The following is a 16,468-nucleotide window of genomic DNA, read 5'->3' as shown; positions in this document are numbered from 1 at the left end:
TCTTCCGCTCAGTCCTTACCGCGCCCCGTCCGCCGTCTTCCCGTCAGTCCGACGCCGACGTCAGCAGGTCCAGTTCCGGCTGGGTCAGCTTGAGGTCGATCGAGGCCAGGAGGGCGGGGAGCTGGTCGGTGGAGCTGGCGCTGGCCAGGGGGGCCACGACCGTGGGCTGGGCGAGGAGCCAGGCCAGGGCGACCGTGGCGGGCTCGGTGCGGTGGTTGGCGGCGACGTCGTCCAGGGCGGCGAGGACCTTCTGGCCGCGCTCGGTCTCCAGGTGCTTGGCCGCGCCCGTGGAGCGGGGGCTGTCGACGGCCGTGCCCGGGCGGTACTTGCCGGTGAGGAAACCGGACGCCAGGGAGTAGTACGGGATCGTCGCCAGGTCGTGGCGGGCGGCGACCTCGGACAGCTCGCCCTCGAAGGTGTCGCGCGAGACCAGGTTGTAGTGCGGCTGGAGGGCGACGTAGCGGGCCAGGTTCTCCCGGGTGGAGAAGGTCAACTGGGCCTCCAGGCGGTCCGCGCCGACGTTGGAGGCGGCGATCTCGCGGACCTTGCCCTCCCGGACCAGCTCGTCCAGGGTGGTGATGATCTCCTCCACCGACACCGACGGGTCGTCGTAGTGGGTGTAGTAGAGGTCGATGTAGTCGGTGCGCAGCCGCTGGAGGGACTCCTCGACGCCCGATTTGATGGCGGACGAGGTCAGCCCGCGCGGCTCCGGGACGCCGCCGCCCACCTTGGTGGCGAGGACGATGTCGGAGCGGTTGCCGCGGGAGGCGAACCAGTTGCCGAGGATGGTCTCGGACTCGCCGCCCTCGTTGCCCGGTACCCAGGCGGAGTAGACATCGGCGGTGTCGATGAAGTTGCCGCCCGCCGCCACGTAGGCGTCGAGCACTCGGAAGGACTCGGCCTCGTTCGCGGTCCAGCCGAAGACGTTCCCGCCGAGGGAGAGCGGGAAGATGGACAGATCACCGATCTTCTGTGTGTTGTCAGCCATACGTCTTTCCAACGGTTGGCTGGGCGGGGTTGTTCCAGCCCGTTGTTCCAGCCCGTTGTTCCCGCGTGCGTTCCTGAGGGACGGCCCCGTCGGGACGGGAAGCCTTGTTGAGACGTAAAGCCCCACCGGCACCTGAACCGGCGGCCCTGGCGTCAAGGGGGGAGAGAGCGCCAGGGCCGCCGGGGTATCAGGGGTTCAGCCCGTGCTGGCGCAGCCAGGGCATCGGGTCGATCGGCGAGCCGCCGCCCGGCCGGACCTCGAGGTGGAGGTGCGGACCGGTCACATTGCCGGTGGCGCCGACGCGGGCGATGACATCGCCCGTCGACACCTTGCCGGAGGTGACCACCATCGAGGACAGGTGGCAGAACCAGAGCTCGGTGCCGTCGCTCATGGTCAGCACGATGCGGTAGCCGTACGAGCCGGCCCAGCCCGCCTGGGTGATGGTGCCGCCGTGCAACGCCTTGACCGGGGTGCCGGTCGGGGCGGCGAAGTCCTGGCCCGTGTGGTCGGCCGACCATATGTCGCCCGCCTGGCCGAAGCTGGCGGTCAGGGTGTACGAGGCGACGGGGAGGGTGTACTGGGCGGCGAGCCTGGCCTGGCGCTCGGCCGCGGCCTTCTTCTCGGCCGCCTCCTTCGCCCGCTGCTCGGCGGCCCGCTTCTCCGCCTCGGCCTTGGCCTTCCGCTTGGCGGCCGCCTCCGCGGCCTGGTCGGCGGACTTGCCCGCGGCGGCCCTGGCCTCCTTGGCGGCGGCCTGCGCCGCGGCGGTGCGGCTGTCCTCGTCCGCCGCGTTCTGCTGATTCTCGGCCTGCTGGAGGATGCGGGCGCGGAGCGCCTCGCCCGCGTCGGTGGTGCCGCGCTGCTCGTCCTCGCTGGTCAGACCGGCCTGGGAGAGCGGGGCTGCGGCGGTCTGCGCGCCGCTGCTGTCGTCCGACGCCCAGGAGCCGATGCCCGGCAGGTCCTTGGCGGCGGGCAGGCTGGCCTTGACCTGATCGGCGACATGGCCGAGGTCCGGCATGGATATGGGGAGCGCGGGACGGTCCTTGGCGCTGGCCATACCGCCCGCACCGACCGCCGCGATCACGCCGACCCCGAGGACGGCGCCGCTGCGCGCCATGGTTCCGCCGCGCTGCTTGGCCACGCGGTGCCGGCCGCGTACGGGAGCGATGGACTCCTCGGTGGGGTTCCACTCCTCCCAGGTCTCAGCCTCGAATCCGGCCTCCGGGCCCTCGGAGGCGCCCTCATCCGCGTAGCGGTCGTCGGGGGCGAAACCGTAAGGGTCGTCGGGGGCGAATCGGCCGCCCCCTGAACTCATCCCGCCACCGGCGTCGAAGCCGGGGCCGTAGGCGGTGGCGGTCCCCAAACCGCCTCCCCGTGTGCGATACGGGGCCTCGGCCAGGACAGACCTGTTGGACGCCACGGAGGCGCACTCCTTTCCTTCCCTCTCGCCTACCGGGTTAGCTGACGGGTTCGGAGCAGGAAGGTCTCCTACGGGTCAGGTTCGACCCGATTCACCCCAAGGTGTTGGTTCCCCGGTTCCCTGGTGCTGCTGGTGGTGCGGTGCTGCCGCTGTGCGTACGGGATTCGGCGACGGCGCACGGTGCCGCCCTTGCGACGGTTGTAACGACCGCGCTGCGTTATCGAACGTTAATAGAGAGCGCGAGGTGATTCCAAGCTGTTCCGAGGAATCCGCGCACCTTTGGCATGAACTTAGCGCCCAAGGAGGGACAAATAGGGGCGAGCCGACGCGCGGGGCAAGAGTTGGCAAAACCGCATACGGATCGATCGTGCGTCAATTGTTATGCGGAGGGGGCTCGGTTGGTTACGCAGGGTGTGCGGTGCGGGCGCCGGGGTGCGGCTGGCCGGTCGGCTAGGAGGGCGCGGGGTTCGGCCTGTCGTTGCCCCCACCGTCCTCTCGCCCGTTGCCCCGCCCGTTGTCCCCGTTGTCCCCGTTGTCCCCGTTGTCCCGCCCGTTGCGCCCGTTGTCCCGTCCATTGCCGCGGGCCCGGGTCCGACGGACCGCCAGCAGCGCCATGTCGTCCGACGTGCCGCCACCCGTATGGCGCTCGACATCGGCCACCAACACGTCCAGCAGCTCCTGCGGACCGGCGAAGCGGCGGCCGCGCAGTCGCTCCTCCGGGTCATAGAACTCGCCATGGCGGTCCCGGGCCTCCGTGACCCCGTCCGTGAACAGCAGCAGCGTCTCGCCCTCCGCGAACGGCAGCTCCATCACCCGGTCCGGCCAACCCGCCAACTCCCCCATCCCCACCGGCAGCGCCGACGCCTCCGGCTCCAGGGCGCGCACCGCGCCGCCCTCCTCCAGGAGCAACGGCGCCGGATGGCCGCGGTTGATCAGCCGCAGGGTGGAGGAGCCACGGGGAATTTCGGCCACCACGGCCGTCGTGAACCCCTCGGCCACCTCCAGGTCGGCCCGCCGGGCGCCCTCGCGCCGCAACGCCCGCTCCAGGCGACCCACGAGCGCCTCCAGGGTCGTCTCCTGCTCCGCGGCCTCCCGGAAGCAGCCCAGGAGGATCGCCACGACCTCCACGGCCCCCAGCCCCTTGCCGCGTACGTCCCCTACGATCAGCCGTACACCGTGCGGGGTGTCCTGGACCGCGTACAGATCACCGCCGATCGCCGCGTACTTCTCCGCCGGTACGTAGCGCGCGGCGATCTCCAGCCCGGCGAGCCGGGCGGGCGGCGCGGGCAGGACGGCGCGCTGGGCCGCCTCCGCGACACCGCGCGCCGAGGCGAGCCGGTGGTGGCTGCGGCGTACGACGCGGTTGATCACCACCGCCAGCACGGTCACGGTCGCCACCGTGATGATCTCGGTGGCCGCCTGGGTCGGGTCCCTGACCCCGTGCAACTCCGCCAGCAGACAGGTGGTGAGGACGGCGACGACGGCCGTGACGATGGTCTGACGCAACGGTAAGAGCGCCGCGGCGACCAAAGGGGCGGCGGCGAAGAACGGCGAAGCGGTGTAGCCGGGTGGGGCGGCCAGGTCGAAGGCGATGCCGCCGAGGACGAGGACGGCGGGGACCCAGCGGGCCATACGGCGGCCCGGGGGCTCCTTACCGCTCTCATCGGCCGGCGCGGGCCCCGCGGTGGGCCCGGCGGACGCGTCGGTGGCGGCACCGGCCGCGGCGCCGGTGTCGATGAGCGTACGGACGCGGGTGGTGGGGCGGCGGCGGGCGAGCGGGCGGGTCAGCCGGGGCCAGGCCGTACGCCGCTCCGTACCGCCCTCCGTACGGGCGCCCGTACGAGCCCTGCTCCCTCGCACCCGCACCGGCTTCTCTCGCTTCCCTGGTCCGCGTCCCGCCGCCGTCACAGCGTCCCGCCGCCGTCACGCCGTCACGCCGTCACGGCGCCACGGCGCCACGGCGGCACCGTCGTCACGGCATCACGGCGGCACCGTCGTCACGGCGTCACGGGGTCACCGTCGTCACCAGGCTTCCGGCTGACGGGCCACCAGGCGAGCCGGTGTCGGCCAAGCGGGTGCTGGACGGGTGGGGATGGGAAGGATGGGATGGGGAGCGTCAGATAGCGCGTACGTCAGAGGTCGACGCCCAGCGCGCGGGCGTGGCGGTCCGCCGCGAGCTCCGCCGAGACCTCGTCGAGGTACACCTCGCACACCAGCCGGCCGTCCCGGGTCAGGTTGTGCTCCAGCTCCCACAGCACGATCTCGTCCCCTCCGGCGAGAAGGAAGGCGTGCTCATAGAAGCGGCACCAGGTCGCGTCGGGACCGCCGGAGCGGCGCCGGGGCTTGGGCGCGAGGGCGATGTCATGGGCGAACGCGGTGGCCAGCAGCCGCTCGGTGTCCTCGCCCGGGCGGTCGGGGTTCTCCGCGCGGCGCAGGACGCGACGGGCGTGGTCGGCCGAGTTGTCGGCCACATACGCACGGGAGCTCTCCACCGGCTCGGCCGTGTGCAGCAGCTGGTCCGGGAGCCACAGCGGTAACCCGTCGAGCTCCTCCCAGCGGGCGCCGCCGAGGCGCTCGTGGACGCGGCGCTCGGCCAGCGCCAGGGCGTCCTCGTCCGCGTAGAGCTCGTACAGCGGGCGGCCGCCCTCGCCCGTGTTGTGCTCCAGTTCCCACAGCAGCAGGCTGCTGCCGTCGGGGAGCAGGAAGACATGCCGATAGGTGCTGTAACCGAGCTGGCCGCACCGCTCATTGCACTGTCGACAGGACCGCAGCTCGGACTGGTGCATCAGGGCGCTCCGCGCCTGGGCCAGCACCGCCTCGCCGATCTCGAAGCCGTTCTGCGCACGGGCGAGCAGCCCGTCCATCAGCTCAGCCGGGGTCCCTTCCCCTCGTGAGTGCCCCATGTCTCTCCTCCCGCCTCCCGGCGTTGATTCGCCGCGCCCCCCGGGCGACCACCTCGCGCACTTAGCGTAGCGGCGTGAACACGCGCCGCGCTGCTGTTCCGCGAAGCTGTCGGTGTGACTGTGCCTCACTCACTCCTGCGTCGTAGAGCCTGGATGTATCACTCGTCCGACCGGTCGAACAAGTGCGGGGGCCGGGGGAAGGGGCCCCGGCCGTTCGGCGTGAGGCCGTCCGCCGGCCGTCTTCCGGCCGCCACGTGGCCATCGGCGCTCCACGGCCCAGCCACCACACCGTCACCACACCGCCATCGTCCGGCGGTTGCCCAACCATCGTCCGGCCGTTGCCGGCAGTCGAGCCTCCGGGGACCCACCGCCGCGCCACGGCCTCGTCCCTCGGCCGGGAGGCCGTCCCGCCGCCGCCCGGCAGCCGCCCTCCCCCTCCTCATAAAAGGGATTCAGATTCCGCTGGGCCAAATGGAGCTCGCATTGGTCCCCCTTAGCGGGATTCTCGGATAACACGCACCGGAAGAGCCGCATTATGCCGGACGGGTGAAGCTGACTGGCGGCCCGAAGCCTTAACTGATGAGCTTCGTTGTGTCATGCGTCCGTGAATTCGCGGAGCAACCCAGACGGAGGATTTAAGTGAACATCGGCAAGAAGGCAGTTCTTCTGACCGCGGCCGCCGGCGCTCTGGTCATCGGTGGCGCGGGCGGTGCCCTGGCCAACAACAACGACGACTTCATCGCGCAGCTCAACCACTGCGACACGGCCACCGGTGCCACCACCAACACCGGCGGCGCCGCAGCCACCGGCGACATCAACCTCGGCTCGGACTGCGTCAACTTCACCAACAGCAGCGGTTCGGTCGTCCAGGCCAACGACTGCGACACGGCCACCGGCATCACGCTGGTCACCGGCGCCGCCGCCCCGACGGGCGACACCAACATCGGCTCCAAGTGCGCGAACATCGCCGTCAACGACAACCCCTGAGTCGCTGACCCTTTCATGGTGTTCCCGCCCGCGGTAACACCATGAGGCATCCCCCCGTTGGGAATCGCGGCCCTGGAAGCCTCCCTTCCAGGGCCGCTGCCATGAAAACGGCTTTTCGGTGACGGTGCTGAGCGCGCCGCGCCCGAAGCCCGATTGGAGGCTCTTCATGCACAAGCGCAAAAGGACGGCGCTTCTCGCGGCGACCGTGGGCGCGCTGCTCATCGGCGGTGCGGGCGGAGCCGACGCCGCCGAACCCGGTCCCAGCCGCTCGGCCGGCGCCAAGGGCGGGACGCAGAGCAATCGCTGCACCACCAGTTCCGTCGTCGGCACCATTACCGTGGCGGCCGGCCCGACCGAGATCAGCAATCAGACCGACTGCGTCAACACCGCCGAATCGGGTGTGACGACGCAGGAGAACCGCTGCCGTACCCACTCCGTCATCGGTCCGATCACCGTCGCACTGGCTCCCGGATCCGAAATCAAGAACGGGACCAATTGCGTCAATGTCAGCAAGTCGGGCGGGGTCACGAAGCAGACCAACAAGTGCCGCACCACCTCTGTGACGGGCCCGATCACGATCGGCCCCGGCTCCGAGGTCACCAACGAGACCAACTGCGTCAATGCCGCGGGCGCCGACCCTCAGAACGAAACTCAGGGGAAGAGCGCGAACGGCACGAAGAGCGGCAAGAGCGGTGGCCAGGGAAACCGTCAGCGGTCCTGAATCACCGAACCCCCGGATCTCACCATCGAGCTCCGGAGACATCCGCTCACCATGAACGCGGCCTTGGGGAAATTCTCCCCGGGGCCGCGTTCATTTTTTCGTTTCCACGGACGGCTGAATATACCTTTACTGTGGCGGATGGGTGATGCTTCGCCTATTCCCGGATCCAGGCCTCCGGAAATATCGTTCAAGAGGTGTCTGCGGAATTTTCGCGGAGAACCCGATATGGAGGCACCAGAACAATGCAGATCGGCAAGAAGGCAGCTCTCATGGCCGCGGCGGCCGCGGGCACAATGGTGGTCGGCGGCGCCGGTAGCGCGAGTGCCCATGGCCTCTTCCCGCAGTCCAGCGGGGCTCAGCGAAACCTCTGTGACACGGCCACCGGTGCCACCACCAACACCGGCGGCGCCGCAGCCACCGGCGACATCAACCTCGGCTCGGACTGCGTCAACTTCAGCAGCGGTTACAACGGCTCGGTCATCCAGGCCAACGAGTGCGACACGGCCACCGGCACCACGCTGATCACCGGCGGCGCGGCCCCGACGGGCGACACCAACATCGGCTCCAAGTGCGCGAACATCGCCCTCGCCGAGACGGACCCGGTCGTCGTGCACAAGGACCCGCCGAAGAAGCAGCACAAGGCCAAGGACCCGCACAAGGCCAAGAAGCACCACAAGGCCAAGTCCTCGCACAAGGCCAAGGACCCGCACAAGAAGGACAAGTGCGCGCACAAGGCGACGAAGCAGCACAAGGCCAAGACCTCACACAAGGCCAAGGCCAAGAAGAAGGACTGCAAGCACTGACGGTAGAGCAGGCGGTCAGGCAGGCGGCGCCCCCGGAAGAATGGCTTCCGGGGGCGCCGCGGCGTTCAGCAGGGTCGTTTCACCGGTCGTCGCGCTTCTTTCAGCATCCCGCGAGGGCCGGTACGCACTGATTCGGGTTATTCCCGGCGACCGTGGTCGCGGAGAGCGTGATCGAGCCGCCGTCGGTGAAGATCCCGCCACCCTGACCGCCATTGGCCGTATCGCCGGTAACGGTATCGCCGGTCATTTGTGTGGTGCCCGCGTGCTGGAACACACCGCCGCCGTTCAGCGTGGCGGTATTCCCGGACACGGTGGTGGCCAGAACGCGTAGTGCGCTGCCCATATTGGCGATACCGCCACCGAAACTGCCGGCGGTATTCTCGGTCACCCGGCTACCGTTGATCGTGAGATCACCGATCGAGGTGGAGATTGCGCCGCCCTCGAAGTTGGTGGTCCTGTTCCGGGCGATCCCGACGGCGCCCAGCAGCGTCGTTCCCCAGTTACTGACGCCACCGCCCGCGCTGTCCGCGGTATTGTCCGAAATGTTGCCGCCCGAGACGCTGAGGGTGGCCGACGTATTGATGTGAATACCGCCGCCGTCCCCCGAGGAATTGTGCGTCACATCCGTGCCCGAAAGCACCGCCGAGCCGCCCGAGGCGATCTCGATACCCCCGCCGACATTGCTCGCGGTGTTGCCCGTGACCGTGGACTGGATCAGCCGCAGCGAGCCCCCGTCGAGGATGCCACCGCCGTCGATGCCCGCCCCCGAGGTCGCCCGGCCGCCCGAGAAGGTCACGCCGTTGACCGTAAGGCTTCCACCGGGCGCGATCTCCGCGATCCGGAAGTCCGCCGCGGACGCGCTGCGTCTGATGGTCGCCAGGGTCCCACTGATGGTCACGTCACGGGTGATGAGCGGCAGTCCGTCAGCGCCGTTGGGACCGGTGAACGCCGCGGAGCCCAGCGTGTACACACACCCCGTGGTCAGAACGACGGACCCTCCGAAGGGCGAGCTGTTGGCCTCGCTCACCGCGTTGACCAGCGCCGCCGCGTCCCCGCAGGGCACCGGGGCCGCCTTCTCACTCTCCTTACCGACGCCTCCCTTTCCTTCGGCGGACGCCGGAGCGGAGACCGCCCATGCCGATACCGCCAGCGCCATGACGGGGACCAAACCCCGGATCGTTGTCGCGAGTCGCACGAGGAGTCTCCTTAAGCGTTTCCGAGCAGCGGGCCAGACGCAGCAGGTTCAGACTCTTCGCTCGAGTACCGCTCGGCATCCGCTCAAGCACCGGTCGAGTGAGACTCGATCTTCTGTACGACGGGGGTGGGAACCCCCCGTTCCCGGGCCGCGGAAGACAGCGCGGCGAGACCCTCAGGAACGATGAAACCGCAGGTCACCAATGGCGCCTGCGGTTTCCGAGGTGGGTCATCAGGGGCTCGAACCCTGAACCAATGGATTAAAAGTCCACTGCTCTGCCAATTGAGCTAATGACCCGCACCCCCGCAGCATAGCTCGGCGAGGGGCCAACACCCGAGCCAATACCCTCCGGGAGCGAAAGGCCGTGCAACAGCGTGGTGTTGCACGGCCCTCAGCACGGCCCGATCAGTCGCGTCGCACGGCCCGATCAGCCGTCGCGCACGGCCCGATCAGCCGTTGCGCTTCCAGCGCGGCTTGTCGGCGCGGCGGTCGAAGGACCGGTCGTGCGAGCTGCCGGAGCGCTCGTACGAACGGCCGCCGGTGGCGCCGCCCCGGTGGTCGTCACGGCGGCCCGGGCGGTCGTCGCGACGGTCGCGGTTGAACGGACGGTCCGTGCCACGGTGGTTGTGGTCGCGGCGCTCGAAGGAGCGGCCACCCCGGTCGTTGTTCTCCCGGCGGTCGCGGCTGAAGCCACGGTCGTCGCGGCGCTCGTACGGACGGCTGCCGCCACGGTCGTCACGGCGGTTGAAGCCGCCACGGTCATCCCGGCGGTCGCGGCCGAACGAGCGGTCGTCACGGCGGTCCCGGCCGAAGCCACGGTCGTTGTCCCGGCGGTCCCGGTCCCGGTCGCGGTCGCGGCCGAAGCGGTCGTCGCGACGGTCGTCCCGTCGGTCGTCGCGACGGTCGCGGTTGAAGCCGCGGTCCCGGTCGCCGTCCCGGCGGTCGTACGAACGGCCGCCCCGGTCGTCACGGCGGTTGAAGCCGCCACGGTCGCCGCCACGGTCGTCCCGCCGGTCACGGTTGAAGCCGCGGTCCCGGTCACCGTCCCGGCGGTCGAAGGAACGGCCGCCACGGTCGTCCCGGCCCCGGTCGTTGTCCCGGCGGTCGTACGAGGAGCGGCGCGGCGCCTCGCCGTCACCCGCGCCCTCGACGGCCTCGGCCCCCGCGCCCTTCACGGCGGGCACGGTCGCGGACTCCGCCGTACGCTGCGCCGGCAGCGTCACAGCGGCGGCCTCGGCCACCGTCTCCGCCCCGGCCCCGGCCTCGGCCTCGGCCACGGTCGCGGACTCCGCCGGTGCCACGGTCTCGCCGCGCTCGCGCGCCACCCGCGCGGACAGCCGGTCGGCCTCCTCGCGGAGCTCGGCCGCGCGCCGCTGCGCCCGCTCCAGCTCCCGGCTGAGGTCCTGCGCCTCGCGCTCGGCCTGCTTGGCCGCGTTCGAGGCCGCCTCAGCCTGCACCTCGGTGAGCGAACGCGCGCCCGTGATCTTGGCCACGTCCTCGTCGAAGGCTCCGCCGCCACCGACGATGTGGCGCGAGGCGTCGACGCCCGCGTCCTCCATCAGCCGGAAGATCTGGCGGCGCTGGTGCGGCAGGGCCAGCGAGACGACGGTGCCGCTCTGGCCCGCCCGGGCCGTACGGCCGGAGCGGTGCAGATAGTCCTTGTGGTCACCGGCCGGGTCCACGTTCAGCACCAGGTCGATGCCGTCGACGTGGATACCGCGCGCGGCGACGTCCGTGGCGACGAGCACATTGACGTACCCGTCCTTGAAGTCGGCCAGGGTACGGGTGCGCGCGCCCTGCGTCATGCCGCCGTGCAGCGCGTCGGCGCGTACGCCCGCATCGCACAGCTGCTCGGCGACCCGGTCGCAGCCCAGCTGGGTGCGGACGAAGATGATCGTGCGGCCCTTGCGCGCCGCGATGGCGGCGGTGACCGGCGCCTTGTCCTTCGGCTTCACGACCAGCACGTGGTGGGTCATGGTCGAGACGGCGCCCGCGGACGGGTCCACCTCGTGGGTGACCGGGTCGACCAGGTAGCGCTTGACCAGGGTGTCGATCTCGTTCTCGAGCGTCGCGGAGAACAGCAGCCGCTGCCCGCCCTGCGGCACCAGGTTGAGGATCTCGGTGACCTCGGGCAGGAAGCCCATGTCGGCCATCTGGTCGGCCTCGTCGAGGACCGCGATCTGCACCCTGTCCAGGGACGCCGCACCGCGCTCGATGATGTCGCGCAGCCGGCCCGGGGTGGCGACCAGGATGTCCACGCCGCGCTCCAGCGCGTAGATCTGATTGCCCATCGAGGTGCCGCCGCAGACGACCTTGAGCTTGAGGCCGAGAACATCGCCGTACGGCTGGAGCGCGTCGCTCACCTGCATCGCGAGCTCGCGGGTCGGGGTGAGGATCAGCCCACGGGGGCGCTTCTTCTCGGTGTGGCCGCCGGCCAGCGTGGTCAGCAGCGGAAGACCGAACGAGAGGGTCTTGCCGGAGCCGGTACGGCCGCGGCCGAGGATGTCCTTCCCGGCCATGGCGTCGGGGATGGTCGCGGCCTGGATCGGGAAGGGCGTGGTGACGCCGTTCTGCGCCAGCTTGCGGACGATCTGCTCGGGGAGGCCGAGGTCGGCGAATGTGATGTCGGGCGCCTTAGGGGTGTCGGGGGCTTCCGTGGCGGCTTGCTCGTCCTGCTCCGACGGCTCGAACGGCGCGGCCGGGGCGGTCAGCTCGCTCAGTTCGCCCGACTCTTCGTGAGCGGGCATGACGGCGTGATCAGTGGAAACGGACATGCGAAATGCGAAACCTTCCGGAGTCTCGGCACGCGCCCAAACTCCGTGTGTTGTCGCAAACGACCGCCTCTATGCGGTCAGCCACGGGATGGCAAGGAACGCGCCTCGCGGCGCACTTCTACGAGGCGCCGGGCAAATGGGATCAAACGATCTACCACCATACGCACCTCCACCCCTCAAGAGCAAATTCGCTCCATCCGTGCTGGCCGGCGACGGCTGGGGCCTTGTCCCGTGGGCGTATCCCGTGGGCCCGTGGGCCCGTGGGCCCATCCCGTGGACTCGTGGCCTCATCCCGTGGACTTGCGGACCTATCCCGTGGACTCGTGGGCCTAGCCCGTAGGGCCGTGGGCCTAGCCCGCGGGCTGGTCCGACGGGGAGGCGGGCGCGGTCGGCGGCTCGGCGTCGGTCGGCTTCGGGTCCGGCGCGGTCGGCGGCGGGCTCGAAGGCCGGGGCGCGGGCGGCGCGTCGGACGGGGTGGCACCACCCGGCTGTGGCGGGGCGGAGGGGGCCGGGCGGTGATGCGAATCACCCTTCTCGCCGGGCGGAGCCGAGGGCTCGGCCTCGGGGTCGGTCGCGGAGGCCGAGGCCGATCGGTCCTCGCCGTCCTTCTTCTTCCCCTTCTCGCCCTTCTTCCCCTTCCCGTCCTTCTCGTCCCGGTCGGAGTCCGCGTACGGCCGCCCCCTGCCGTCGGAGCGCACCACGGCGCCGCCCGTGTCCGCCGCCTCGCCCTTCTGGTGGGAGCCGCGGTGTTTGTCCGGCCGCTCGGGGTCGTCGGAGATGCTCATGCAGCCGCCCAGCGCCATGGCGACGGCCACGAGCGCCGCGACCGCCGCCCCGCGCACGGCGGCGCGGGGCACGCGCCGGGAGGTCCGGGGGGAACGGGAGCTCCCGGGAGAACGCGGGCTCCGGGGGGAACGGGGGCTCCGGGGGGAACGGGCGGTGCGAGGAGCGGGGGATCCGGGCACGGGAGATCCGGGCATGCGCGGGACACCTCCAGACGGCAGGGATGTGACGCCCTGCCCAACTGGCCCCGCCCCGCCCAGGACACGCTTGCGGTACGGACCCGGCCCGTCCCGTAGACCGCGCGTCCGGCGTCGGCCGTAGGCGGCGTCGGCCGTAGGCGGGGGCGGATGTGGGCGGATATCGGCCGGCGGGCCCGGGGCCGCCGGACGGGGTCAGCCGTACCCGAGCGCGTGCAGCCGCGCGTCGTCGATCCCGAAGTGGTGCGCGATCTCGTGGACCACGGTCACCTCGGTCTCCTGGACGACGTCCTCCCGCGTCTCGCTCAGCCGCAGCGTCGGACCCCGGTAGACGGTGATCCGGTCCGGCAGGACGCCCGCGTACCACTCACCCCGGTCGGTGAGCGGCGTCCCCTCGTAGAGCCCGAGCAGCTCGGGATCGTCCGTCGGTGGCTCGTCCTCCACGAACACGGCGACGTTGTCCATGAGCCGTGTCAGCTCCGGCGGGATCCGGTCCAGCGCCTCGGCGACCAGTTCCTCGAACTCCTCGCGCGTCATCTCCAGCACGAGGCCATTGTCAGGCAGCCGGGCCCGGAAAGGAGCCGTCGGCACCGAGGTATCCGCGCCGGACGCCGCCGGCCGCCCGCCGACCGCCCGGCGCACCGCCACCCGGCGCGGCCCCACCCCCTGCCACGCCCTCTGCCGCACCCCGCGCCGCCCAGGCATACGCCCCCGCGCGGACGGGCATACGGGAGCAATGGCCCGCGAACCGCTCCGGCTGCTCCGTGCCACCGCTCAGCGCGCGGGCACCGCGGCCGTCTCCCCTCTTCGCCGCTTCCGCCGCCCGTCTTCTCACCGCTTCCGCCGCCCTTCGCAGACCCCCTCCGCCGCCGCTTCCCCCAACCGCACGCCCGCGCCGTTCGACTCCACGCCGTTCGACCCCACGGCGCTCGATCCCACCGCGCTCGATCCCACCGCGCCCGCCCGCCCCCTCGTCCGCGCCGCCGGGCTGGCCGCCGTGACCGTCCTCGGCGCCTGGATCGGACTGCTGGTGGTCGGCAGCGTCCACATCTCCGTGGGCCCGATGGACACGCGGATGGCGCTGCGGCCGTCCCTCACCGGCGGCACCAAGATCAACGTGGCCCCGCTGGGCGCGCTCGAGCTGACCAGCCACCACGCCCCGCTCCGCCTGGACGTGGACGTGGACCGGCTGGACCCCATACGGTCCCAGGCCCTCGTCGACCACCCCGAGCGGCTCTCCGGGCTCCAGGACGAGGTCGCGAGCGACATCACCCGCGGCACCCTCGGCCTCGCGGTCCGCTCCTGCGTCGCCGTGGTCTTCGGCGCCACCGCGCTGGGCCTGGCGGTCTACCGCCGCCCGCGCCGGGCGCTGGCCGCCGGAGGGCTCGCGCTCACGCTGCTGACCGCCTCCGGCGGCGCCGTCTACGCCACGTGGAACCCGAATTCCGTACTGGAGCCGCGCTACTCCGGGCTGCTCTCCAGCGCCCCCTCGGTGGTGGGCAACGCGCGCAGCATCGTGACCGACTTCGACGTCTATCAGCGGGAGTTGGCCCGGCTGGTGACCAATGTCACCCAGCTCTACGAGGCGACCTCGACGCTCCCCGCGTACCAGCCCGATCCGACCACCATGCGGGTGCTGCACATCTCGGACGTCCATCTCAATCCGGCCGCGTGGCACATCGTGCAGTCGCTGGTGCGGCAGTACAAGGTCAACGTGATCATCGACACGGGCGACACGATGGATCACGGCACCTCCGCCGAGAACGGCTTCCTCGACCCCGTCTCCGACCTCGGCGCCCCCTATGTCTGGGTGCGCGGCAATCACGACTCGGCGTCGACCCAGCGCTACCTGGCCAAGCGCAAGGGGGCGCATGTCGTGGACAACGGCGATGTGGTCACCGTCGCCGGGCTGCGGATCGCGGGCATCGGCGATCCGCAGTTCACCCCCGACCGGTCCGCCGCGGCCGCCGGTGACGCGGCCGAGCACAGCGCCGGACGGCAACTCGCCGAGGCGATCCGGGACCGCAAGGCCACCCGCGCCCCGGTCGACATCGCCCTCGCCCACAACCCGATCGCCGCCCGCGAGACCGACGGCACCGTGCCGCTCGCCCTCACCGGCCATGTCCATCACCGCCGTACGGAGGTGCTCCCCGGCGGCACCCGGCTGATGACCGAGGGGTCGACGGGCGGCAGCGGGCTGCGCGCGGTGGACGACGGCACACCGGACACGGTGCAGGCGTCGGTCCTCTATCTGGACCGGGACACGCGACGGCTCCAGGCGTGGGACGAGATCGATCTGGGCGGTCTGGGCCTGGCGAAGGCCGAGGTCAGCCGTCATCTGCCGGCCGAGAACCGCCCGGGCGCGACACCGACGCCCACCACTCCGTAAACCGTTTTGGCGAACCTCACCGGCATCCCATATGCTTCTCGCGTCCCCGAAAGCGCCGCAAGGCGCCCAGGTGGGCCATCGGCCCTCATCGTCTAGTGGCCCAGGACGCCGCCCTTTCAAGGCGGTAGCACGGGTTCGAATCCCGTTGGGGGCACCACCTTCTTTGAGTCACCGCAGGTCGAAACGTACCTGCCGGTGACTTTTTTCATGCGCGCAGCACGATGGCCCTACGGCTCCCGGAATGCCTCCCTCCCCCACGCGGTTGTACGTACGCAACGGCACCGAACCCGCCGCAGGCCCCACGCGAGGGAGCGCAGATGACCGTCCAGGACGTCGACCGGATGAGCTTCGCCGAGGAGTGGGAGCGCTGGCACCGCGCCCATGAGCAGGCGCTCGCCGACCCCCACGGATTTCTCGCGATCACCAGCCTGCGCTGGCTGAGCCCGGACCCGACCCGCTTCGAGGACGCCCCCGGGGCCTGGTCCAGCGGCCCGGAGGGCGTGGTGGTCGAGCTCGCCGACGGCGAGGAGCTGACGATCGACGGCACCGCGGTGCACGGTCGGTACGTCTTCGGGGCGATCGCCGAGCGGGCCAGCCTGTACGCGGGGTACGGCGACGCGGTGATCGAGATCGCCAAGCGCGGCGGCCACGACATCGTCCGCCCCCGCCACCCCGGCAACCCCCTCCGCACCGACTTCACCCGCACCCCCGCCTACGCCCCCGCCCCCCGCTGGGTCCGCCCCGGCCGCTACCTCCCCTTCGACGAGCCACGCGCGATCACCGTGGGCGCCGTGGCGGAGGGTCTTGAGCACGTCTACGACGCACCCGGGCAGGTCGAGTTCGAGCTGGACGGCGAGACGTTCCGGCTCACCGCCTTCAACGGCAAGCGGCCCGGCGCCCTGATGGTGCTCCTCACCGACGCGACCTCGGGCGTGACCACATACGCCGCGAACCGCTCCCTCCAGATCGACGCCCCCGACGAGACCGGCCGCGTCACCCTCGACTTCAACCGCGCCACCAACCTCCCCTGCGCCTACACCGACCTCGCGACCTGCCCCCTGCCACCCACCGAGAACCGGCTGCCGGTCGCGATCGAGGCGGGCGAGAAGATCCCCCTGGAACGCGGCGGCCGCCCCTGATCCGGGCCGAGACGGAGAGACTTCCGACCGCGCCCCGCCGCTCACCGGCCGAGCCCCGGCCCGCCCGGTGAGCGGTCAGAACACGGCCGGAGTTCTGATACGCTGATCCAGCGACAACGACGCGGCGGAGAAAAATCAAGGCCCCGGTTCGAAGATCGCAAGGAGTGCGAAT

At 71.1% G+C, this 16,468-nt stretch carries 13 protein-coding genes, 2 tRNA genes and 1 riboswitch; of the genes, 6 read left to right on the top strand and 9 right to left on the bottom strand.

Features of this window, described 5'->3' with window-relative positions; translation table 11 throughout:
- Positions 1-43: 43 nt before the first annotated feature.
- The 4 genes from KHP12_RS28320 to KHP12_RS28305 all read right to left on the bottom strand — a co-directional run bounded on the left by KHP12_RS28320 (position 44) and on the right by KHP12_RS28305 (position 5,308).
- Positions 44-988, bottom strand: a complete 945-nt coding sequence (locus KHP12_RS28320) for an aldo/keto reductase (RefSeq protein WP_086884154.1) — start codon at positions 986-988, stop codon at positions 44-46.
- A 187-nt stretch (positions 989-1,175) separates the two neighbouring features.
- Positions 1,176-2,405, bottom strand: a complete 1,230-nt coding sequence (locus KHP12_RS28315) for a M23 family metallopeptidase (RefSeq protein ID WP_086884155.1) — start codon at positions 2,403-2,405, stop codon at positions 1,176-1,178.
- A gap of 11 nt (positions 2,406-2,416) precedes the next feature.
- Positions 2,417-2,558: riboswitch (cyclic di-AMP (ydaO/yuaA leader) on the bottom strand.
- A gap of 297 nt (positions 2,559-2,855) precedes the next feature.
- Positions 2,856-4,271, bottom strand: coding sequence for a PP2C family protein-serine/threonine phosphatase (locus KHP12_RS28310; protein ID WP_308289515.1), 1,416 nt, complete (start codon positions 4,269-4,271; stop codon positions 2,856-2,858).
- A gap of 266 nt (positions 4,272-4,537) precedes the next feature.
- Positions 4,538-5,308: a DUF6227 family protein gene (locus tag KHP12_RS28305; protein WP_086884156.1), complete on the bottom strand. Its 771-nt coding sequence runs from the start codon at positions 5,306-5,308 to the stop codon at positions 4,538-4,540.
- A gap of 639 nt (positions 5,309-5,947) precedes the next feature.
- On the opposite strand from KHP12_RS28305, the gene KHP12_RS28300 reads away from it, so the two are divergent.
- The 3 genes from KHP12_RS28300 (at position 5,948) to KHP12_RS28290 (ending at position 7,819) form a co-directional block, all read left to right on the top strand.
- Positions 5,948-6,295, top strand: coding sequence for a hypothetical protein (locus tag KHP12_RS28300; protein WP_086884157.1), 348 nt, complete (start codon positions 5,948-5,950; stop codon positions 6,293-6,295).
- Positions 6,296-6,461: 166 nt separating this feature from the next.
- Positions 6,462-7,016, top strand: a complete 555-nt coding sequence (locus tag KHP12_RS28295) for a hypothetical protein (protein ID WP_086884162.1) — start codon at positions 6,462-6,464, stop codon at positions 7,014-7,016.
- Between the two features lie 242 nt (positions 7,017-7,258).
- Entirely contained in the window at positions 7,259-7,819 is a 561-nt protein-coding gene (locus KHP12_RS28290) for a hypothetical protein (RefSeq protein WP_086884158.1), read from the top strand.
- A 100-nt stretch (positions 7,820-7,919) separates the two neighbouring features.
- Here KHP12_RS28290 and KHP12_RS28285 read toward each other — a convergent pair whose 3' ends face one another.
- From KHP12_RS28285 to KHP12_RS28265, 5 genes are all read right to left on the bottom strand, one after another.
- The gene (locus tag KHP12_RS28285; protein WP_244203151.1) at positions 7,920-8,975 is read right to left on the bottom strand and encodes a right-handed parallel beta-helix repeat-containing protein; all 1,056 of its coding nucleotides are present in this window, start codon (positions 8,973-8,975) and stop codon (positions 7,920-7,922) included.
- Between the two features lie 263 nt (positions 8,976-9,238).
- Positions 9,239-9,311 (bottom strand) — tRNA-Lys (locus KHP12_RS28280).
- A 152-nt stretch (positions 9,312-9,463) separates the two neighbouring features.
- Positions 9,464-11,761 (bottom strand): DEAD/DEAH box helicase, encoded by a 2,298-nt coding sequence (locus KHP12_RS28275; protein WP_420878093.1) that lies wholly within the window; start codon positions 11,759-11,761, stop codon positions 9,464-9,466.
- A gap of 377 nt (positions 11,762-12,138) precedes the next feature.
- Complete coding sequence (locus tag KHP12_RS28270) at positions 12,139-12,645, bottom strand: hypothetical protein (protein WP_308016910.1); 507 nt, start codon at positions 12,643-12,645, stop codon at positions 12,139-12,141.
- Between the two features lie 318 nt (positions 12,646-12,963).
- Positions 12,964-13,314: a metallopeptidase family protein gene (locus tag KHP12_RS28265; RefSeq protein WP_037953306.1), complete on the bottom strand. Its 351-nt coding sequence runs from the start codon at positions 13,312-13,314 to the stop codon at positions 12,964-12,966.
- A 190-nt stretch (positions 13,315-13,504) separates the two neighbouring features.
- Between KHP12_RS28265 and KHP12_RS28260 the strand changes: the two genes are divergently transcribed.
- The 3 genes from KHP12_RS28260 (at position 13,505) to KHP12_RS28250 (ending at position 16,296) form a co-directional block, all read left to right on the top strand.
- Positions 13,505-15,157 (top strand): metallophosphoesterase family protein, encoded by a 1,653-nt coding sequence (locus KHP12_RS28260; RefSeq protein ID WP_210609617.1) that lies wholly within the window; start codon positions 13,505-13,507, stop codon positions 15,155-15,157.
- A gap of 81 nt (positions 15,158-15,238) precedes the next feature.
- Positions 15,239-15,314: transfer RNA gene (locus tag KHP12_RS28255), tRNA-Glu, on the top strand.
- A gap of 160 nt (positions 15,315-15,474) precedes the next feature.
- On the top strand, positions 15,475-16,296 hold the full coding sequence (locus KHP12_RS28250; RefSeq protein ID WP_210609614.1) for a DUF1684 domain-containing protein: 822 nt from the start codon (positions 15,475-15,477) through the stop codon (positions 16,294-16,296).
- Positions 16,297-16,468: the final 172 nt, after the last annotated feature.

Source organism: Streptomyces asiaticus, from assembly GCF_018138715.1.
Classification (GTDB): Bacteria; Actinomycetota; Actinomycetes; order Streptomycetales; family Streptomycetaceae; genus Streptomyces; species Streptomyces asiaticus.
The sequence above is the reverse complement of the archived record's forward strand: the minus strand, read 5'-3'. Positions and strand labels throughout refer to the sequence as shown.

Excerpts from the sequence above, each read along its gene's own strand:
- KHP12_RS28320 (WP_086884154.1), bottom strand. The coding sequence starts at position 988 with ATGGCTGACAACACACAGAAGATCGGTGATCTGTCCATCTTCCCGCTC.
- KHP12_RS28305 (WP_086884156.1), bottom strand. The coding sequence starts at position 5,308 with ATGGGGCACTCACGAGGGGAAGGGACCCCGGCTGAGCTGATGGACGGG.
- KHP12_RS28295 (WP_086884162.1), top strand. The coding sequence starts at position 6,462 with ATGCACAAGCGCAAAAGGACGGCGCTTCTCGCGGCGACCGTGGGCGCG.
- KHP12_RS28290 (WP_086884158.1), top strand. The coding sequence starts at position 7,259 with ATGCAGATCGGCAAGAAGGCAGCTCTCATGGCCGCGGCGGCCGCGGGC.
- KHP12_RS28285 (WP_244203151.1), bottom strand. The coding sequence starts at position 8,975 with ATGGCGCTGGCGGTATCGGCATGGGCGGTCTCCGCTCCGGCGTCCGCC.
- KHP12_RS28275 (WP_420878093.1), bottom strand. The coding sequence starts at position 11,761 with ATGCCCGCTCACGAAGAGTCGGGCGAACTGAGCGAGCTGACCGCCCCG.
- KHP12_RS28260 (WP_210609617.1), top strand. The coding sequence starts at position 13,505 with ATGGCCCGCGAACCGCTCCGGCTGCTCCGTGCCACCGCTCAGCGCGCG.
- KHP12_RS28250 (WP_210609614.1), top strand. The coding sequence starts at position 15,475 with ATGACCGTCCAGGACGTCGACCGGATGAGCTTCGCCGAGGAGTGGGAG.